The sequence below is a fragment of the Gilliamella sp. Lep-s35 genome (assembly GCF_009795845.1).
Classification (GTDB): domain Bacteria; phylum Pseudomonadota; class Gammaproteobacteria; order Enterobacterales; family Orbaceae; genus Gilliamella.
The window spans coordinates 59,449-75,981 of the sequence record NZ_WTEX01000009.1; the positions used below are offsets into that span (position 1 = coordinate 59,449).

General features: G+C 39.5%; 30 protein-coding genes. All 30 read left to right on the top strand.

Annotated features, from left to right (window positions below; translation table 11 throughout):
• The first annotated feature begins 28 nt into the window (after positions 1–28).
• The 30 genes from hscA (at position 29) to rplQ (ending at position 16,351) form a co-directional block, all read left to right on the top strand.
• Positions 29–1,888 (top strand): Fe-S protein assembly chaperone HscA, encoded by a 1,860-nt coding sequence (gene hscA, locus GQ590_RS05745; protein WP_160405697.1) that lies wholly within the window; start codon positions 29–31, stop codon positions 1,886–1,888.
• Between the two features lie 14 nt (positions 1,889–1,902).
• Entirely contained in the window at positions 1,903–2,241 is a 339-nt protein-coding gene (gene fdx, locus GQ590_RS05750) for an ISC system 2Fe-2S type ferredoxin (protein WP_160405698.1), read from the top strand.
• 362 nt (positions 2,242–2,603) lie between these two features.
• Complete coding sequence (gene rpsJ / locus GQ590_RS05755) at positions 2,604–2,915, top strand: 30S ribosomal protein S10 (RefSeq protein ID WP_006120582.1); 312 nt, start codon at positions 2,604–2,606, stop codon at positions 2,913–2,915.
• 31 nt (positions 2,916–2,946) lie between these two features.
• Complete coding sequence (rplC, locus tag GQ590_RS05760) at positions 2,947–3,573, top strand: 50S ribosomal protein L3 (RefSeq protein WP_160405699.1); 627 nt, start codon at positions 2,947–2,949, stop codon at positions 3,571–3,573.
• A 16-nt stretch (positions 3,574–3,589) separates the two neighbouring features.
• The gene (gene rplD / locus GQ590_RS05765; protein WP_160401461.1) at positions 3,590–4,192 is read left to right on the top strand and encodes a 50S ribosomal protein L4; all 603 of its coding nucleotides are present in this window, start codon (positions 3,590–3,592) and stop codon (positions 4,190–4,192) included.
• Positions 4,189–4,491: a 50S ribosomal protein L23 gene (rplW, locus tag GQ590_RS05770; protein ID WP_034885052.1), complete on the top strand. Its 303-nt coding sequence runs from the start codon at positions 4,189–4,191 to the stop codon at positions 4,489–4,491. The genes rplD and rplW overlap by 4 nt, the downstream gene beginning before the upstream one ends.
• An 18-nt stretch (positions 4,492–4,509) precedes the next feature.
• The gene (gene rplB, locus GQ590_RS05775; protein ID WP_160401459.1) at positions 4,510–5,334 is read left to right on the top strand and encodes a 50S ribosomal protein L2; all 825 of its coding nucleotides are present in this window, start codon (positions 4,510–4,512) and stop codon (positions 5,332–5,334) included.
• A 19-nt stretch (positions 5,335–5,353) separates the two neighbouring features.
• Positions 5,354–5,632: a 30S ribosomal protein S19 gene (rpsS, locus tag GQ590_RS05780; protein ID WP_024496505.1), complete on the top strand. Its 279-nt coding sequence runs from the start codon at positions 5,354–5,356 to the stop codon at positions 5,630–5,632.
• Between the two features lie 13 nt (positions 5,633–5,645).
• Entirely contained in the window at positions 5,646–5,978 is a 333-nt protein-coding gene (gene rplV / locus GQ590_RS05785; protein ID WP_034947997.1) for a 50S ribosomal protein L22, read from the top strand.
• 14 nt (positions 5,979–5,992) lie between these two features.
• Entirely contained in the window at positions 5,993–6,730 is a 738-nt protein-coding gene (gene rpsC, locus GQ590_RS05790; protein ID WP_025314388.1) for a 30S ribosomal protein S3, read from the top strand.
• A gap of 12 nt (positions 6,731–6,742) precedes the next feature.
• Positions 6,743–7,153 (top strand): 50S ribosomal protein L16, encoded by a 411-nt coding sequence (rplP, locus tag GQ590_RS05795; protein WP_034911153.1) that lies wholly within the window; start codon positions 6,743–6,745, stop codon positions 7,151–7,153.
• Positions 7,154–7,345, top strand: a complete 192-nt coding sequence (gene rpmC, locus GQ590_RS05800) for a 50S ribosomal protein L29 (RefSeq protein ID WP_034902373.1) — start codon at positions 7,154–7,156, stop codon at positions 7,343–7,345.
• 1 nt (position 7,346) lies between these two features.
• Complete coding sequence (rpsQ, locus tag GQ590_RS05805; RefSeq protein ID WP_034911151.1) at positions 7,347–7,607, top strand: 30S ribosomal protein S17; 261 nt, start codon at positions 7,347–7,349, stop codon at positions 7,605–7,607.
• Positions 7,608–7,805: 198 nt separating this feature from the next.
• Positions 7,806–8,177, top strand: a complete 372-nt coding sequence (gene rplN / locus GQ590_RS05810) for a 50S ribosomal protein L14 (RefSeq protein ID WP_025314392.1) — start codon at positions 7,806–7,808, stop codon at positions 8,175–8,177.
• A 10-nt stretch (positions 8,178–8,187) separates the two neighbouring features.
• On the top strand, positions 8,188–8,502 hold the full coding sequence (gene rplX, locus GQ590_RS05815; RefSeq protein ID WP_160405700.1) for a 50S ribosomal protein L24: 315 nt from the start codon (positions 8,188–8,190) through the stop codon (positions 8,500–8,502).
• Positions 8,503–8,519: 17 nt separating this feature from the next.
• Positions 8,520–9,059 carry a 50S ribosomal protein L5 gene (rplE, locus tag GQ590_RS05820; RefSeq protein ID WP_025314394.1) on the top strand — a complete coding sequence of 180 codons (540 nt, stop codon included), beginning with the start codon at positions 8,520–8,522 and terminating at the stop codon, positions 9,057–9,059.
• A gap of 11 nt (positions 9,060–9,070) precedes the next feature.
• On the top strand, positions 9,071–9,376 hold the full coding sequence (gene rpsN, locus GQ590_RS05825) for a 30S ribosomal protein S14 (RefSeq protein WP_025314395.1): 306 nt from the start codon (positions 9,071–9,073) through the stop codon (positions 9,374–9,376).
• Between the two features lie 17 nt (positions 9,377–9,393).
• A complete protein-coding gene (gene rpsH / locus GQ590_RS05830) occupies positions 9,394–9,786 on the top strand; it encodes a 30S ribosomal protein S8 (protein WP_065567155.1) in 393 nt (130 codons plus the stop codon).
• Positions 9,787–9,797: 11 nt separating this feature from the next.
• On the top strand, positions 9,798–10,331 hold the full coding sequence (gene rplF / locus GQ590_RS05835) for a 50S ribosomal protein L6 (protein ID WP_065635363.1): 534 nt from the start codon (positions 9,798–9,800) through the stop codon (positions 10,329–10,331).
• A 9-nt stretch (positions 10,332–10,340) separates the two neighbouring features.
• The gene (rplR, locus tag GQ590_RS05840; protein ID WP_025314398.1) at positions 10,341–10,694 is read left to right on the top strand and encodes a 50S ribosomal protein L18; all 354 of its coding nucleotides are present in this window, start codon (positions 10,341–10,343) and stop codon (positions 10,692–10,694) included.
• 14 nt (positions 10,695–10,708) lie between these two features.
• Positions 10,709–11,209: a 30S ribosomal protein S5 gene (gene rpsE, locus GQ590_RS05845; RefSeq protein ID WP_025314399.1), complete on the top strand. Its 501-nt coding sequence runs from the start codon at positions 10,709–10,711 to the stop codon at positions 11,207–11,209.
• 6 nt (positions 11,210–11,215) lie between these two features.
• Positions 11,216–11,395: a 50S ribosomal protein L30 gene (gene rpmD, locus GQ590_RS05850; protein WP_025314400.1), complete on the top strand. Its 180-nt coding sequence runs from the start codon at positions 11,216–11,218 to the stop codon at positions 11,393–11,395.
• A gap of 5 nt (positions 11,396–11,400) precedes the next feature.
• A complete protein-coding gene (gene rplO, locus GQ590_RS05855) occupies positions 11,401–11,835 on the top strand; it encodes a 50S ribosomal protein L15 (RefSeq protein WP_039127711.1) in 435 nt (144 codons plus the stop codon).
• A gap of 8 nt (positions 11,836–11,843) precedes the next feature.
• Positions 11,844–13,184: a preprotein translocase subunit SecY gene (gene secY / locus GQ590_RS05860; protein WP_160405701.1), complete on the top strand. Its 1,341-nt coding sequence runs from the start codon at positions 11,844–11,846 to the stop codon at positions 13,182–13,184.
• Between the two features lie 26 nt (positions 13,185–13,210).
• A complete protein-coding gene (rpmJ, locus tag GQ590_RS05865; RefSeq protein ID WP_025314403.1) occupies positions 13,211–13,324 on the top strand; it encodes a 50S ribosomal protein L36 in 114 nt (37 codons plus the stop codon).
• A 169-nt stretch (positions 13,325–13,493) separates the two neighbouring features.
• Entirely contained in the window at positions 13,494–13,850 is a 357-nt protein-coding gene (gene rpsM, locus GQ590_RS05870) for a 30S ribosomal protein S13 (RefSeq protein ID WP_065586686.1), read from the top strand.
• Between the two features lie 15 nt (positions 13,851–13,865).
• A complete protein-coding gene (gene rpsK / locus GQ590_RS05875) occupies positions 13,866–14,255 on the top strand; it encodes a 30S ribosomal protein S11 (RefSeq protein ID WP_025314405.1) in 390 nt (129 codons plus the stop codon).
• Between the two features lie 44 nt (positions 14,256–14,299).
• Entirely contained in the window at positions 14,300–14,920 is a 621-nt protein-coding gene (rpsD, locus tag GQ590_RS05880; protein WP_065567150.1) for a 30S ribosomal protein S4, read from the top strand.
• A 25-nt stretch (positions 14,921–14,945) separates the two neighbouring features.
• Positions 14,946–15,935 carry a DNA-directed RNA polymerase subunit alpha gene (rpoA, locus tag GQ590_RS05885; RefSeq protein ID WP_034911133.1) on the top strand — a complete coding sequence of 330 codons (990 nt, stop codon included), beginning with the start codon at positions 14,946–14,948 and terminating at the stop codon, positions 15,933–15,935.
• 29 nt (positions 15,936–15,964) lie between these two features.
• Complete coding sequence (gene rplQ, locus GQ590_RS05890) at positions 15,965–16,351, top strand: 50S ribosomal protein L17 (RefSeq protein ID WP_034884211.1); 387 nt, start codon at positions 15,965–15,967, stop codon at positions 16,349–16,351.
• Positions 16,352–16,533 lie beyond the last annotated feature (182 nt).

Sequence of the window (16,533 nt, forward strand, 5' to 3'; positions counted from 1 at the left end):
AAGTAACGTATTGATAGAGATAGATTAAATGGTATTATTACAAATCAGTGAACCTGGACAAACTCCACTGCCACATCAGCGTCGCATCGCTGTAGGAATTGATCTTGGTACCACCAATTCATTAGTCGCAACAGTGCGTAGTGGTCAATCAGAAGTATTGCCTGATTTAGAAGGTAATTCGTTGTTACCATCAGTTGTCCATTATGGTGTTGATCATGATGAGAACCCTGTTATCACAGTTGGAAAAAAAGCTAAAAGCAATGCAGTTAATGATCCACAAAATACCGTTAGCTCTATTAAGCGATTAATGGGGAGAAGTTTACCTGATATAGATTTATCTCACTTTCCATATACTTTTTCACAAACTGAAAATAACGTACCTTTGTTAAATTTACCTAATGGTCAGGTCAATCCAATACAAGTTTCCTCCGAAATTTTGAATGCTTTAGCTGAGCGGGCAAAGCAGAGCTTGCAAGGTGAGATAGATGGCGCTGTTATTACTGTTCCTGCCTATTTTGATGATGCACAACGGCAAGCAACAAAAGATGCCGCAAAATTAGCTGGTTTGCATGTTCTTCGGTTATTAAACGAGCCAACTGCTGCGGCTATTGCGTATGGTTTAGACTCAGGAAAAGAAGGTGTTATTGCTGTTTACGATTTAGGCGGTGGAACATTTGATATCTCTATTTTGCGTTTACATCAAGGCGTATTTGAAGTTCTATCAACAGGTGGTGATTCAGCACTTGGTGGTGACGATTTTGATAGGTTGCTTGCTGATTATATAAAAAGTGAGTTGGGATTGATTAATAATATAGATCCTTATCTTAATCAAGAAATTAGTAATCAAGCTACTGAAATAAAAATTTTACTAAGTCAGCAAGATTCTGCGCTCTTTTCTCTTGAGAATCAGTCGTTGGTTATTACTCGTCAGCAATTTCAACACCTAATTGAGCCATTAGTTAAACGCACTTTGGCTGTTTGTCGTCGTGCTTTAAAAGATGCTGATATTAATGCCGATGAAATAGTTGAAGTTGTGATGGTTGGAGGTTCTACTCGTGTACCTTTAGTACGAGAATTAGTGGGTAATTATTTTAAAACTAATCCGTTAACCTCTATTGATCCAGACAAAGTTGTTGCAATTGGTGCGGCTATTCAAGCTGATATTCTTGTAGGAAATAAGCCTGATTCTGATATGTTATTACTTGATGTAATTCCATTATCCCTAGGAATAGAAACTATGGGGGAATTAGTTGAAAAAATTATTCCAAGGAATAGCACAATTCCATGTGCAAGAGCTCAAGAATTTACTACTTTTAAAGATGGTCAAACAGCCATGATGATTCATGTGCTTCAAGGTGAGCGTGAAAGTGTTAGTGACTGCCGCTCATTGGCTAAATTTATTTTACGCGGAATCCCTGCTATGCCTGCTGGTGCAGCACATATTCGTGTCACTTTCCAAGTGGATGCTGATGGATTGCTAAGCGTAACGGCAATGGAAAAATCAACTGGTGTTGAAACATCAATTCAAGTTAAACCATCTTATGGATTGAGCGATAAAGAAATAGCAACTATGATTCAAGATTCAATCAATCATGCGCAACAGGATAAACAAGCAAGAATGCTTGCCGAACAAAAAGTTGAAGCCGCCAGAGTACTTGAAAGTTTACAAACCGCTTTAGATAAAGATGCCGATTTATTGAATGAAAAAGAACTTAACCAAATTTTAGTTGCTAAGCATCAATTACAAGCAGCGAGCGAGTTAGATGATAGCCAACTGATTGAAAAACAAATTAAAATTGTTGATGATGTGACACAAAATTTTGCAGCTAAGCGTATGGATAGGTCAATTCGTTACGCCTTAACAGGTCATAAAGTTGACGAGATTTAAATAACGAGATTATTATGCCGAAAATTACCTTTTTACCAAACGCCGATCTTTGTCCAGAAGGAAAAACTGTCGAAGCACAAGAAGGCGAATCTATTTTAGATGTTGCTCTGCGTAATGATATTGAGATAGAACATGCTTGCGAAATGTCGTGTGCGTGTTCTACATGTCATTGTATTGTTCGTAAAGGATTCGATTCACTTGAAGAAAGTGACGAGCAAGAAGATGACATGTTAGACAAAGCGTGGGGTGTTGAACCTCATAGCCGTTTAAGTTGCCAAGCACGCGTTGCTAACGAAGATCTAGAAGTCGAAATTCCAAGATACAGTCTTAATCATGCCAAAGAAGATCATTAATCTACCATTGTCATTGATAATTAAGGTGACCAAAATAATTAATCATAAAAATTTGGTATTAGACGTTTAAAATTTAATACCATTAATATGATAGTGTACTTTGTATTATAAGAAATCAATTTGTTAATTACTGCTTGCATTAGTTTACTAATGCCGTATAATTAGTAACACTTTGCTTATTGTTTTTGAATAAGCAAATAAAGCAGAAGATATAATTACTAAATTAAAAACAGTTAATTATGTCAACAATACCTCCGATCTGGGGGTTACGAAAAAGAACGGATTACACTCTCCTGTCAATCGAAACAGGGCAAGAGGAGTAATCTTTTGTTATAACTTTTAAATAATGGAGCTCTGGTCTCATGTCGAACCAAAGAATCCGTATTCGGTTAAAAGCGTTTGATCATCGTTTGATTGATCAATCAACTGCTGAAATTGTAGAAACTGCGAAGCGCACTGGTGCGCAGGTTCGTGGTCCTATTCCATTACCGACACGCAAAGAACGTTTCACTGTATTGATTTCTCCGCACGTCAATAAAGATGCGCGTGATCAATATGAGATTCGTACTCATAAGCGTCTAGTTGATATCGTTGAGCCAACTGAAAAAACAGTTGATGCTTTAATGCGTCTAGACCTTGCTGCCGGTGTTGATGTGCAGATCAGTTTAGGTTAATCCTAAGCTGAATGATTGAGAGGTCGAAACAATGATTGGTTTAATCGGTCGTAAAGTAGGAATGACACGAATCTTCACTGAAGATGGTGTTTCAATTCCTGTCACCGTAGTTGAAGTTCAAAGCAACCGAGTTACTCAAGTTAAAACACTTGAGAATGACGGTTATCAAGCCATTCAGGTTACTACTGGCAGCAAAAAAGCAAGCCGTGTAAACAAACCTGAAGCAGGTCATTTCGCTAAGGCTGGCGTTGAAGCTGGTCGTGGTCTATGGGAATTCCGTTTTGAAGAAGGCGAATTTACTGTAGGTCAAAGTATTAACGTTGATATTTTTACTGACGTTAAAAAAGTTGATGTTACTGGGACATCTAAAGGTAAAGGTTTTGCTGGCGTGACTAAACGCTGGAATTTCCGTACTCAAGATGCGACTCATGGTAACTCTTTGGCACACCGTGGTCATGGCTCTATCGGTCAAAACCAAACTCCGGGTAAAGTGTTTAAAGGTCGTAAAATGGCAGGTCACCTAGGTAATGAACGTGTAACTGTTCAAAACTTAGATATTGTACGTGTTGATGCTGAACGTAATCTTTTATTAATTAAAGGTGCAGTTCCTGGCGCAATCAATAGTGACGTAATTGTTAAACCGGCAATCAAGGCTTAACGTCGAGGAGATAGAGATGGAATTAGTAGTAAAAGACGCGAAAGCGCTTTCTGTTTCCGAAACTACCTTCGGACGTGAGTTTAATGAAGCGTTAGTTCATCAAGTGGTTGTTGCTTATGCATCTGCTGCTCGTCAGGGCTCTCGTGCACAAAAAACTCGTGCAGAAATCGCTGGTTCAGGCAAAAAACCATGGCGTCAAAAAGGCACAGGTCGTGCTCGTTCAGGTTCTATTAAGAGCCCAATTTGGCGTAGTGGTGGTGTAACATTTGCAGCAAAACCACAAGATCATAGCCAAAAAGTTAACCGTAAAATGTATCGTGGTGCATTAAAGAGTATTTTCTCTGAATTAGTGCGTCAAGAACGTTTAATTGTTGTTGAAACATTTACTGTTGAAGCACCTAAGACTAAATTATTAACTCAGAAATTAAATGATATGAACCTTAATGATGTTCTTATTATCGCTTCTGAAGTTGATGAAAATCTTTTCTTAGCAGCACGCAACTTACATAAAGTTGATGTGCGTGATGTAGCAGGTATTGATCCAGTTAGTTTGATTGCATTTGACAAAGTAGTTATCACTGTTGATGCTGTTAAACAAGTAGAGGAGATGTTAGCATGATTCGTGAAGAGCGTCTGCTTAAAGTCCTGCGAGCACCACATGTTTCTGAAAAAGCATCTATTTCAATGGAAAAAACAAATACATTAGTATTGAAAGTTGCTAAAGATGCTACTAAGAGAGAGATTAAAGCCGCAGTTGAACAACTATTTGAAGTTAAAGTAGATGACGTTAATACTCTTGTTGTTAAAGGCAAAGTAAAACGTCGTGGTCAACAAATCGGTCGCCGTAGCGACTGGAAAAAAGCTTACGTTACTTTAGCAGAAGGTCAAAATTTAGACCTTGCTGGCGTCGCTGAGTAATTCGGAGGAGTAAGAACAATGGCAGTTGTTAAGTGTAAACCTACATCTCCGGGTCGTCGCCACGTTGTTAAAGTGGTTAACCCAGAGTTGCATAAAGGTAAGCCTTATGCACCGTTGCTTGATTCAAAAAGCAAAACTGGTGGTCGCAATAATAATGGTCGTATCACTACCCGTCATATTGGTGGTGGTCATAAACAACATTATCGTATTGTCGATTTTAAGCGTAATAAAGATGGTATTCCAGCAGTTGTTGAACGTTTGGAATATGATCCAAACCGTAGTGCAAATATTGCATTGGTTTTATATAAAGACGGTGAACGTCGTTATATTTTAGCGCCTAAAGGCTTAAAAGCAGGTGATCAGATCCAATCTGGTGTTGACGCATCGATTAAAACAGGTAACTGTTTACCAATGCGTAATATTCCAGTCGGTTCTACCGTACATAATATTGAAATGAAACCAGGTAAAGGCGGACAACTTGCTCGCTCTGCTGGTAGTTATGTTCAAATCGTTGCTCGTGATGGTGCATATGTAACATTACGTTTGCGTTCAGGTGAAATGCGTAAAGTATTATCTGATTGCCGAGCTACTATCGGTGAAGTAGGTAATTCAGAGCATATGCTTCGCGTATTAGGTAAAGCGGGTGCGTCGCGTTGGCGTGGTATTCGTCCTACTGTTCGTGGTACAGCAATGAACCCGGTAGACCATCCACATGGTGGTGGTGAAGGTCGTAACTTTGGTAAACATCCTGTGTCTCCATGGGGTCAAAAAGCCAAAGGATTGAAAACGCGTAGCAACAAACGTACTGATAAGTACATTGTTCGCCGTCGCAATAAGAAATAATTAATATAGAGGATTAGCTATGCCACGTTCTCTCAAGAAGGGTCCTTTTATTGACCTACACTTGCTGAAGAAGGTAGAGAAAGCGGTGGAAAGCGGGGACAAGAAACCAATTCGTACTTGGTCCCGTCGTTCAACGATCTTTCCTAACATGATCGGATTGACCATCGCTGTCCATAATGGTCGTCAGCACGTTCCAGTTTATGTTTCCGACGAAATGGTTGGACATAAATTGGGTGAATTCGCGCCGACTCGTACTTATCGCGGCCACGCTGCGGATAAGAAAGCTAAGAAGAAATAAGTAGGAGAAAGAGATGGAAACAATTGCAAAGTACCGCCACGCTCGTTCTTCTGCACAGAAAGTTCGCTTAGTTGCAGATCTTGTTCGCGGTAAAAATGTGTCTCAGGCACTTGATATTTTAACATACACCAATAAAAAAGCGGCTGTACTTGTTAAAAAAGTATTAGAGTCTGCTATTGCTAATGCAGAGCATAACGATGGTGCTGATATTGATGATCTAAAAGTTGCGAAAATTTTCGTAGACGAAGGCCCAACCATGAAGCGTATTATGCCTCGTGCGAAAGGTCGTGCAGATCGAATTTTGAAGCGTACGAGTCACATCACCGTGATCGTCTCAGATCGCTAGGCTGGAGAATAGCAATGGGTCAAAAAGTAAATCCAAATGGTATCCGATTAGGCATTGTCAAGCCTTGGACATCTACATGGTATTCGGGTACAAAGACATTCGCTGATAATTTAGAAAGTGATTTTAGAGTGCGTGAATTCTTAAATAAAGAATTAGCTCAAGCGTCAATCTCTAAAATTGTGATCGACCGTTCAGCAGAAACTAACGTTCGCATTACTATTCATACTGCTCGTCCGGGTATTGTGATTGGTAAAAAAGGCGAGGACGTTGAAAAATTACGTAATGCCGTAGCTTCTATTGTCAATAAATATAAAGACAAAAGAGAAAAACGTGATGTTGCAGTACAAATTAATATTGCTGAAGTTCGTAAACCAGAACTAGATGCTAAATTAGTTGCTGATAGTATCACTTCTCAGTTAGAACGCCGCGTTATGTTCCGTCGTGCTATGAAACGTGCGGTTCAAAATGCAATGAAGGCAGGTGCTAAAGGTATCAAAGTTGAAGTAAGCGGTCGTTTAGGCGGTGCTGAAATTGCTCGTAGCGAATGGTATCGTGAAGGACGTGTACCTTTACATACATTACGAGCTGATATCGACTATGGTTTGTCTGAAGCATTAACTACCTACGGTATTATTGGTGTTAAAGTGTGGATCTTCAAAGGTGAGATCCTTGGTGGTATGGCTGCCGTTGAACAAGCAGAAAAACAACCTGCTGCTCAACCGAAAAAGCAGCGCAAAGGCCGAAAACAATAAGGAGCGTCGCTGATGTTACAACCAAAGCGTACAAAATTCCGTAAAGTGCACAAGGGCCGCAATCGTGGTCTTGCTGTAAGTACTGACGTTAGTTTCGGTACATTCGGTCTTAAGGCTGTGGGTCGTGGTCGTTTGACTGCGCGCCAGATCGAAGCGGCACGTCGTGCAATGACTCGTGCAGTTAAGCGTCAAGGTAAAATCTGGATTCGAGTTTTCCCTGATAAACCAATTACCGAAAAACCGCTTGCAGTGCGTATGGGTAAAGGTAAGGGTAACGTTGAATACTGGGTTGCACAGATTCAACCAGGTAAAGTCCTTTATGAAATGGACGGTGTACCGGAAGAAGTTGCTCGTGAAGCATTTGCGTTGGCAGCTGCAAAACTGCCAATTAAAACCACCTTTGTGATTAAGACGGTGATGTAAATGAAAGCAAAAGAGCTACGCGAAAAAAGCGTTGAAGAGTTAAATACTGAACTTCTTAATTTATTACGTGAGCAATTTAACTTACGTATGCAATTAGCTGGAGGTCAGTTGACACAGACTCATATGTTAAAACAAGTGCGTCGTAATATTGCACGTGTTAAAACGTTATTAACTGAGAAGGCGGGTGCGTAATATGACTACTGAAGTAAAAATTCGTACTCAGCAAGGTCGTGTTATTAGCGACAAGATGGATAAATCTATTACTGTTGCTATTGAACGTAAAGTGAAGCATCCGTTATATGGTAAGTTCATTAAACGTACGACTAAATTGCATGTACATGATGAAAACAACGAGTGTGGTATTGGTGATACTGTAGAAATTAAAGAGTGTCGTCCATTATCAAAAACCAAATCTTGGACTCTTGTTCGAATTGTCGAAAAAGCAGTTATCTAATCTTTTTTGATTAAAAACTGTACATAATATAATAAACGGCTTATTAGCCGTTTATTTTATGCTATCCATTTTATTTGAGTGGTGTTATACTATCCGCCCTCACATAATAAGTGGGTTTTTGGTTGTCTATTCTTATCCATGGTAGTTGAGGTGGATGAAGGTAGATTAGACAATAATTTATTTATACGGAGCATTAAAATGATCCAAGAACAGACAAGGCTAGATGTTGCCGATAACTCTGGCGCACGCAGTGTAATGTGTATCAAAGTTCTCGGTGGATCACACCGTCGTTATGCAGCGGTTGGTGATATCATCAAAGTTACCATTAAAGAAGCAATTCCTCGTGGTAAAGTTAAAAAAGGTGATGTACTTAAAGCTGTTGTTGTGCGCACTAGAAAAGGTGTTCGTCGCCCTGATGGATCTGTCATTCGTTTCGATCGTAACGCTTGTGTTATTTTAAACAATAACAGTGAGCAACCGATTGGTACGCGTATTTTTGGACCGGTCACTCGTGAACTTCGTTCTGAGAAGTTTATGAAGATCATTTCATTAGCACCAGAAGTACTGTAAGGAGCGGGTAATGGCAGCGAAAATCCGTCGAGAAGATGAAGTTATCGTGTTAACTGGTAAAGATAAAGGTAAACGCGGTAAAGTAAAAAGCGTTTTGTCTACTGGTAAAGTGATTGTTGAAGGTATTAATTTGGTGAAAAAACATCAAAAACCAGTACCTGCATTAAATCAAGAAGGTGGAATTGTTGAAAAAGAAGCAGCTATTAACGTTTCTAATGTGGCAATTTTTAATCCAGCTACAGGCAAAGCAGATCGCGTAGGCTTTCGTTTTGAGAACGGTAAAAAAGTCCGTTTTTATAAGTCTACTAATGAATTAATCAATTAAGTAATTTGGAGTGTACGATGGCGAAACTGCATGATTACTACAAAGCACAGGTAGTAAATAAACTGCAAGAACAGTTTGGCTACAAATCTGTCATGCAAGTCCCTCGGATCGAAAAGATCACCTTGAATATGGGTGTGGGTGAAGCAATTACTGATAAGAAATTATTAGATAATGCTGTTGCAGATTTAGCTGCAATCAGTGGTCAAAAACCACTTGTCACAAAAGCACGCAAATCAGTTGCTGGTTTTAAAATCCGTCAAGGGTATCCTATTGGTTGTAAAGTCACTTTACGTGGCGAACGTATGTGGGAATTTTTTGAACGTCTAGTTTATATTGCTCTTCCTCGTACTCGAGATTTTCGTGGTTTAAGCGCAAAATCTTTTGATGGTCGTGGTAACTATAGCATGGGTGTTCGTGAGCAAATCGTTTTCCCTGAAATAGATTATGATAAAGTTGATCGTGTTCGTGGTTTAGATATCACTATCACAACAACTGCACAATCAGATGAAGAAGGCCGAGCTTTATTATCTGCCTTTAACTTCCCATTTCGTAAGTAAGGTAGGGCATAATGGCTAAACAATCAATGATTGAACGCGATAAGAAACGCGTAAAGCTAGCAGAAAAATATTTTGCAAAGCGTCAAGAATTAAAAGCGATTATCTCTGATCTTAATGCATCAGATGAAGATCGTTGGAATGCAGTGCTTAAATTGCAAACGCTTCCTCGTGATTCTAGTCCATCACGTCAACGTCGTCGTTGTCGTCAAACTGGTCGTCCTCATGGCGTCCTTCGTAAGTTTGGTTTAAGCCGTATTAAGGTTCGTGAATCAGCCATGCGTGGTGAGATTCCTGGTCTTAAAAAGGCAAGTTGGTAATCAGGGGAGTGTTATAGATGAGCATGCAAGATCCTATTGCAGATATGTTGACTCGTATTCGTAACGGTCAATCTGCGAATAAAGTTGCAGTCACCATGCCTTCCTCTAAGCTAAAAGTGGCAATTGCCAATGTGCTAAAAGAAGAAGGTTATATTGGGGACTATAAAGTTGTTGGTGACACTAAGCCAGAATTGGAAATTACTTTAAAATATTTCCAAGGTAAAGCTGTTGTAGAAAGCATCAAACGTGTTAGCCGTCCAGGTCTACGTATTTATAAACGTAAAGACGAATTGCCAAAAGTAATGGCTGGACTAGGTATCGCGGTTGTTTCTACTTCTAAAGGTGTTATGACTGATCGTGCAGCACGCCAAGCAGGTCTTGGTGGTGAAATTATCTGCTACGTAGCGTAAGGGAGAAAAAAATGTCTCGTGTTGCAAAAGCACCTGTCGTTGTTCCTGCTGGCGTAGAGGTAAAACTCAATGGTCAGGTAATTACGATTAAAGGTAAAAATGGCGAGTTATCTCGCACAATAAATAACGCTGTTGTTATTAATCAAGAAGAAGGTCAAATTAAATTTGCTCCTCGTGATGGTTTTGCCGATGCTTGGGCTCAAGCAGGTACTGCTCGTGCGTTGATTAATGCAATGGTTATTGGTGTTACTGAAGGTTTTACTAAAAAACTTCAGCTAGTTGGTGTCGGTTATCGTGCACAAGTAAAAGGTAATACAATTGGTTTATCTCTTGGATATTCTCATCCAATAGAACATCAATTACCTGCAGGTGTAACAGCTGAATGTCCTTCTCAAACTGAAATCGTACTAAAAAGTGCTGATAAACAGTTAATTGGACAAGTAGCTGCTGATATCCGTGCTTATCGTCGTCCTGAGCCTTATAAAGGTAAAGGTGTTCGTTACGCAGATGAAGTTGTGCGTACTAAAGAAGCTAAGAAAAAGTAAGGTAACACTATGGATAAGAAATCAGCTCGTATCCGTCGTGCAACTAAAGCGCGTCGTAAGATGCATGAACTACTTGCAACTCGCTTAGTGGTTCACCGTACTCCGCGTCATATTTATGCGCAGATTATCGCACCAAACGGATCAGAAGTACTGGCAGCAGCTTCTACATTAGAAAAAGCTATCAGTGAAAGTTTAAAATACACCGGAAACAAAGATGCAGCAGCAGCGGTTGGTAAAGCAATTGCTGAACGTGCATTAGCGAAAGATATCAAAGAAGTTTCATTTGATCGTTCAGGTTTCCAATATCATGGTCGAGTTCAGGCGCTAGCAGATGCTGCTCGCGAAGCTGGCCTACAGTTCTAAGGTAGGAGTTAAAGATGTCAAACATCGAAAAACAAGCTGGTGAACTGCAGGAAAAACTAATCGCAGTTAACCGAGTTTCTAAAACCGTAAAAGGTGGTCGTATTTTTAGTTTTTCTGCACTAACAGTTGTTGGTGACGGTAATGGCCGCGTAGGTTTTGGATATGGTAAAGCACGTGAAGTGCCGGCCGCAATTCAAAAAGCAATGGAAAAAGCACGTCGCAACATGATTAATGTTGCTTTAAATAACGATACTTTACAGCATCCAGTTAAAGGTGCTCACACAGGTTCTCGTGTTTATATGCAACCAGCATCAGAAGGTACTGGTATTATCGCCGGTGGTGCAATGCGTGCCGTTTTAGAAGTTGCAGGTGTTCGTAACGTTCTAGCTAAAGCATATGGTTCTACTAACCCAATTAATGTGGTTCGTGCAACAATTGATGGCTTAGAAAATATGAAATCACCTGAAATGGTTGCTGCTAAGCGTGGTAAAACCGTCGAAGAAATTTTGGGGTAATTAGCCATGGCAAAAACAATTAAAATTACACAAACTCGTAGTTCTATTGGTCGTCTACCGAAGCATAAAGCGACGTTAGTTGGTCTTGGATTACGTCGTATTGGTCATACTGTTGAGCGCGAGGATACTCCTGCGATTCGCGGTATGGTAAACCAAGTTTATTACATGGTTAAAGTAGAGGAGTAATAGTAATGCGTTTAAATACTTTATCTCCTGCTGAAGGTTCAAAGCATGCACCAAAACGTGTAGGCCGAGGAATCGGTTCTGGTTTAGGTAAAACTGGTACTCGTGGTATTAAAGGTCAAAAATCTCGTTCAGGCGGTGGCGTTCGTCGCGGCTTTGAAGGTGGTCAAATGCCTTTATATCGTCGTTTACCAAAATTTGGTTTTACCTCACGTAAAGCTCAAGTTACAGCTCAAGTTCGTCTTTCTGATTTAATGAAAGTTGAAGGCGATATTGTTGACCTAAATAGCTTAAAAGTTGCAAATGTGATTAACTCACAAATTGAATATGCAAAAATCATGTTATCTGGTGAAGTAACTAAACCAGTAACAGTTCGCGGTATTCGTGTAACTAAAGGTGCTAAAGCTGCAATTGAAGCTGCTGGCGGAAAAATTGAGGAATAAGTAGAAAGATGGCAAAGCAACCAGGATTAGATTTTCAAAGTACACGAGGCGGTAGTGGTGAGCTTAAAAGACGCTTAATGTTTGTGCTTTTAGCGCTTATTGTTTTTCGTCTTGGTTCTTATATTCCCGTTCCTGGTATTGATACTAAAGCGTTATCAGACATGCTAGCAGCAGCATCATCAAATGGCATTGTAAATATGTTCAATATGTTTTCTGGTGGTGCTTTAAGCCGTGCTTCAATTTTTGCATTAGGGATAATGCCTTATATTTCTGCATCAATTATTGTGCAGTTATTAACGGCAATTAGCCCTAAGTTAGCAGAATTAAAGAAAGAAGGTGAATCTGGTCGTAAAAAAATTAGTCAATACACTCGCTATGGCACATTAGCTTTAGCGATTGTACAAGCTGTTGGTATTGCGACTGGTTTACCAAACATTCCTGGTTATGGTGATGTTGTTATTAATCCAGGATTTTCTTTTTACTTTATTGCATCGGTTAGCTTAGTTACTGGTACTATGTTTCTTATGTGGCTAGGTGAACAGATCACAGAGCGAGGCGTAGGTAATGGAATTTCAATTATTATCTTTGCTGGTATTGTGGCTAGTCTTCCTCATGCTATATATGAAACAATTGAACAAGCTCGTTCAGGTTCATTACATCCGATTTTATTATTAGTGGTCGCAGCTTTAGTGGTGGGTGTTACTTACTTTGTTGTATTTGTTGAACGTGGACAACGACGTATTGTTGTTAACTATGCGCAACGACAACAAGGTCGTCGTGTGTATGCTGCACAAAGTACACATTTACCATTAAAGATTAATATGGCTGGGGTTATTCCTGCAATATTTGCTTCAACAATAGCTATGTTACCATCAATGATGGCTTCTTGGTTTCAAGGAGACGGTTCGGGATGGAGATATTTTATTGTCCTTATAAACCAATATTTTTCTCATGATCAACCGTTATACATTATCTTTTTTGCGGCAGCGATTATCTTCTTTTGTTTCTTCTATACGGCATTGGTTTTCAATCCAAGAGAAACAGCAGATCAGCTTAAAAAATCAGGTGCATTTATTCCAGGTATCCGTCCAGGTGAACAAACATCTAAGTATATTGACAAGGTAATGACTCGTTTAACGCTAATTGGCGCAATCTACATTACTTTTGTATGTTTGGTTCCAATGTTTATGACAAGCGCAATGAAAGTTCCAGTTCAATTTGGTGGAACATCATTATTAATTGTTGTTGTTGTAATCATGGATTTTATGGCACAAGTACAGACTTTAATGATGCCAAATCGTTATGAGTCAGTGTTAAAGAAAGCGAACCTTAAAGGCTACGGCCGATAAGTTAGCCAGAAGTTACGGAGAAAAAAATGAAAGTTCGTGCTTCAGTCAAGAAATTATGCAGAAATTGTAAAATCATTAAACGTAATGGCATCGTTCGTGTTATTTGCGTTGAAGGTAAACACAAACAACGTCAAGGTTAATTTATTTAGCCGTAAAGTTGTGCTTTTGCATATTTTACTTGCCAAAGTATAGTAAAGCTGGCTAGAATAGCCAGCCTAGATTTATTTGTGGATTCACTGTTTGAGTATCCTGAAAACGGGCTTTTCAGTATGGTGAATTCACTAAACATTAACAATAAAGGAGTGCATAGTGGCCCGTATAGCAGGCATTAACATTCCTGATCAACAACATGCTGTGATTGCTTTACAAGCGATTTATGGTATTGGAAGTACCCGCGCTAAGACAATTTGTGCTGAAGCTGGTATTCCTGAACATGTTAAGATCAGAGAACTATCTGAAGATCAGATTGAAAAGTTACGTGAACAAGTCGCTAAATTCACTGTTGAAGGTGATTTACGTCGTGAAGTAACTATGAGTATCAAGCGTTTATTAGACCTTGGTTGTTATCGTGGCATGCGTCACCGTCGTGGACTTCCTGTCCGTGGTCAACGCACAAAGACTAACGCTCGTACCCGTAAGGGACCGCGTAAGCCAATCAAGAAATAATTGAGGTATAATTAAATGGCAAAGACACCTGTTCGTACACGTAAACGTGTAAAAAAGCAAGTTTCTGATGGTATAGCTCATATTCATGCATCATTCAACAATACAATTGTAACTATTACCGATCGTCAAGGTAATGCGTTAGGTTGGGCAACCGCTGGTGGTTCTGGTTTCCGTGGCTCTCGTAAGTCAACACCTTTTGCAGCTCAAGTGGCAGCTGAACGTTGTGCTGAAGCTGTCAAAGATTACGGAATTAAGAATCTGGAAGTTATGGTTAAAGGACCTGGTCCTGGTCGTGAGTCAACAATTCGTGCATTAAATGCGGCGGGTTATCGCATCACTAACATTACTGATGTTACTCCGATTCCTCATAACGGTTGTCGTCCACCAAAGAAACGTCGTGTTTAATTTTTTATTAAACATTGAATGTTTAGGATTATTGGAGAAATAAAATGGCAAGATATTTGGGACCAAAGCTCAAATTAAGTCGTCGTGAAGGTACAGATTTATTCCTTAAATCTGGCGTCCGAGCGGTTGACAGTAAATGTAAATTAGAACAAGCTCCTGGACAGCATGGTGCGCGTAAACCGCGTTTATCAGATTATGGTGTTCAGTTACGTGAAAAACAAAAAGTTAGACGTATTTATGGAATTTTAGAACGTCAATTCCGTAATTACTACAAAAGCGCAGCGCGAATTAAAGGCAACACTGGTGAAAACCTACTTGGTCTTTTAGAGCGTCGCTTAGATAATGTTGTTTATCGCATGGGGTTTGGGGCAACTCGCGCTGAAGCTCGTCAATTAGTTAGTCATAAAGCTGTTCTTGTTAATGGTCGCGTTGTGAATATTGCATCTTATCAAGTTTCACCAGAAGATGTGATTAGTGTTCGCGAAAAATCAAAAAAACAAGCACGTATTAAAGCCGCTTTAGAGCTAGCTGAACAACGTGAAAAACCAACATGGTTAGAAGTTGATGCTAGCAAAATGGAAGGTGTATTTAAACGCTTACCAGAACGTTCAGATTTATCTGCTGACATCAACGAACATTTGATCGTCGAACTTTACTCTAAGTAAAGTTTAGCACTTAAGAGAGGACATAATGCAGGGTTCTGTAACAGAGTTTTTAAAACCTCACCTAGTTGATGTTGTTCAATACAGTCAAACACATGCCAAAGTGACTTTAGAGCCACTTGAGCGTGGATTTGGCCATACTTTAGGTAATGCACTACGCCGCATTTTATTATCATCTATGCCGGGATATGCAGTAACCGAAGTTGAAATTGACGGTGTTCTGCATGAGTATAGTACTAAAGAAGGCGTTCAAGAAGATGTACTTGATATTTTGCTTAATTTGAAAAAATTAGCAGTACGTGTGCATACTAAAGATGATGTTATGCTGACTTTAAACAAATCAGGTATTGGTGCAGTGACTGCATCTGATATCACTCATGATGGTGATGTTGAGATTGTTAATCCTGATTTAGTAATTTGTCATCTTACCGATGCCAATGCTTCAATTAGTATGCGTATTCGTGTACAACGAGGACGTGGTTATGTCCCTGCTTCTGCTCGCGTTAAGTCAGAAGATGAAGAGCGACCAATTGGTCGTCTGTTAGTTGATGCATGTTATAGTCCTGTAGAGCGCATTGCATATTCTGTTGATGCGGCTCGTGTGGAACAACGTACAGATTTAGATAAACTTGTTATTGATATGGAAACCAATGGTACTATCGATCCTGAAGAGTCTATTCGTCGTGCATCAACTATTTTGGCTGAACAACTTGAAGCTTTCGTTGATTTGCGTGATGTACGTCAACCAGAAGTGAAAGAAGATAAACCGGAATTTGATCCAATTCTATTACGTCCAGTAGATGATTTGGAATTAACTGTTCGGTCTGCTAATTGCTTAAAAGCAGAAGCAGTTCATTATATTGGTGATTTAGTACAACGTACTGAAGTTGAGTTACTTAAAACCCCTAATCTTGGTAAGAAATCACTTACTGAAATTAAGGACGTGCTCGCATCTCGTGGTTTATCTTTAGGCATGCGTCTTGAGAACTGGCCACCAGCAAGTATTGTTGAAGACTAAAATAAAATTTATATAAGAAGGATAAAGTTATGCGCCATCGTAAAAGTGGTCGTCAACTGAACCGAAATAGCAGCCATCGTCAAGCAATGTTTCGTAACATGACTAGTTCACTTGTTGAACATGAAATCATCAAAACTACATTGCCTAAAGCAAAAGAGTTGCGTCGTGTTGTTGAACCGTTAATTACGCTAGCCAAAAGCGATAGCGTAGCTAATCGCCGTCTGGCTTTTGCTCGTATCCGTGATAAAGATACAGTTAAGAAATTATTTTCAGATTTAGGTCCACGTTTTGCTACCCGCCCTGGTGGTTATGTACGTATTTTAAAATGTGGTTTCCGTGATGGAGATAATGCTCCAATGGCTTATATCGAATTAGTTGATCGCCCTGCAGTAGAAGCAGAAGCAGCAGCTGAATAGTTTTAAATCATTGTGCATCAAAACCGGCTTTATGCCGGTTTTTTATTGTCTAATTTAATTCTTGTTAGCTTTAATGACAAATTGATAGCTTACTTAAATTCGGAATCAATCATCAATTCTTTATTATCTAGGCAATGCAATTGTTAAAAAGTCATTAAATAGCAGTGCTGACTGTTAGCATA

What these genes read in the sequence shown, in the direction of transcription:
- hscA (WP_160405697.1), top strand. Translation starts at nt 29, where the DNA reads ATGGTATTATTACAAATCAGTGAACCTGGACAAACTCCACTGCCACAT.
- fdx (WP_160405698.1), top strand. Translation starts at nt 1,903, where the DNA reads ATGCCGAAAATTACCTTTTTACCAAACGCCGATCTTTGTCCAGAAGGA.
- rpsJ (WP_006120582.1), top strand. Translation starts at nt 2,604, where the DNA reads ATGTCGAACCAAAGAATCCGTATTCGGTTAAAAGCGTTTGATCATCGT.
- rplC (WP_160405699.1), top strand. Translation starts at nt 2,947, where the DNA reads ATGATTGGTTTAATCGGTCGTAAAGTAGGAATGACACGAATCTTCACT.
- rplD (WP_160401461.1), top strand. Translation starts at nt 3,590, where the DNA reads ATGGAATTAGTAGTAAAAGACGCGAAAGCGCTTTCTGTTTCCGAAACT.
- rplW (WP_034885052.1), top strand. Translation starts at nt 4,189, where the DNA reads ATGATTCGTGAAGAGCGTCTGCTTAAAGTCCTGCGAGCACCACATGTT.
- rplB (WP_160401459.1), top strand. Translation starts at nt 4,510, where the DNA reads ATGGCAGTTGTTAAGTGTAAACCTACATCTCCGGGTCGTCGCCACGTT.
- rpsS (WP_024496505.1), top strand. Translation starts at nt 5,354, where the DNA reads ATGCCACGTTCTCTCAAGAAGGGTCCTTTTATTGACCTACACTTGCTG.
- rplV (WP_034947997.1), top strand. Translation starts at nt 5,646, where the DNA reads ATGGAAACAATTGCAAAGTACCGCCACGCTCGTTCTTCTGCACAGAAA.
- rpsC (WP_025314388.1), top strand. Translation starts at nt 5,993, where the DNA reads ATGGGTCAAAAAGTAAATCCAAATGGTATCCGATTAGGCATTGTCAAG.
- rplP (WP_034911153.1), top strand. Translation starts at nt 6,743, where the DNA reads ATGTTACAACCAAAGCGTACAAAATTCCGTAAAGTGCACAAGGGCCGC.
- rpmC (WP_034902373.1), top strand. Translation starts at nt 7,154, where the DNA reads ATGAAAGCAAAAGAGCTACGCGAAAAAAGCGTTGAAGAGTTAAATACT.
- rpsQ (WP_034911151.1), top strand. Translation starts at nt 7,347, where the DNA reads ATGACTACTGAAGTAAAAATTCGTACTCAGCAAGGTCGTGTTATTAGC.
- rplN (WP_025314392.1), top strand. Translation starts at nt 7,806, where the DNA reads ATGATCCAAGAACAGACAAGGCTAGATGTTGCCGATAACTCTGGCGCA.
- rplX (WP_160405700.1), top strand. Translation starts at nt 8,188, where the DNA reads ATGGCAGCGAAAATCCGTCGAGAAGATGAAGTTATCGTGTTAACTGGT.
- rplE (WP_025314394.1), top strand. Translation starts at nt 8,520, where the DNA reads ATGGCGAAACTGCATGATTACTACAAAGCACAGGTAGTAAATAAACTG.
- rpsN (WP_025314395.1), top strand. Translation starts at nt 9,071, where the DNA reads ATGGCTAAACAATCAATGATTGAACGCGATAAGAAACGCGTAAAGCTA.
- rpsH (WP_065567155.1), top strand. Translation starts at nt 9,394, where the DNA reads ATGAGCATGCAAGATCCTATTGCAGATATGTTGACTCGTATTCGTAAC.
- rplF (WP_065635363.1), top strand. Translation starts at nt 9,798, where the DNA reads ATGTCTCGTGTTGCAAAAGCACCTGTCGTTGTTCCTGCTGGCGTAGAG.
- rplR (WP_025314398.1), top strand. Translation starts at nt 10,341, where the DNA reads ATGGATAAGAAATCAGCTCGTATCCGTCGTGCAACTAAAGCGCGTCGT.
- rpsE (WP_025314399.1), top strand. Translation starts at nt 10,709, where the DNA reads ATGTCAAACATCGAAAAACAAGCTGGTGAACTGCAGGAAAAACTAATC.
- rpmD (WP_025314400.1), top strand. Translation starts at nt 11,216, where the DNA reads ATGGCAAAAACAATTAAAATTACACAAACTCGTAGTTCTATTGGTCGT.
- rplO (WP_039127711.1), top strand. Translation starts at nt 11,401, where the DNA reads ATGCGTTTAAATACTTTATCTCCTGCTGAAGGTTCAAAGCATGCACCA.
- secY (WP_160405701.1), top strand. Translation starts at nt 11,844, where the DNA reads ATGGCAAAGCAACCAGGATTAGATTTTCAAAGTACACGAGGCGGTAGT.
- rpmJ (WP_025314403.1), top strand. Translation starts at nt 13,211, where the DNA reads ATGAAAGTTCGTGCTTCAGTCAAGAAATTATGCAGAAATTGTAAAATC.
- rpsK (WP_025314405.1), top strand. Translation starts at nt 13,866, where the DNA reads ATGGCAAAGACACCTGTTCGTACACGTAAACGTGTAAAAAAGCAAGTT.
- rpsD (WP_065567150.1), top strand. Translation starts at nt 14,300, where the DNA reads ATGGCAAGATATTTGGGACCAAAGCTCAAATTAAGTCGTCGTGAAGGT.
- rpoA (WP_034911133.1), top strand. Translation starts at nt 14,946, where the DNA reads ATGCAGGGTTCTGTAACAGAGTTTTTAAAACCTCACCTAGTTGATGTT.
- rplQ (WP_034884211.1), top strand. Translation starts at nt 15,965, where the DNA reads ATGCGCCATCGTAAAAGTGGTCGTCAACTGAACCGAAATAGCAGCCAT.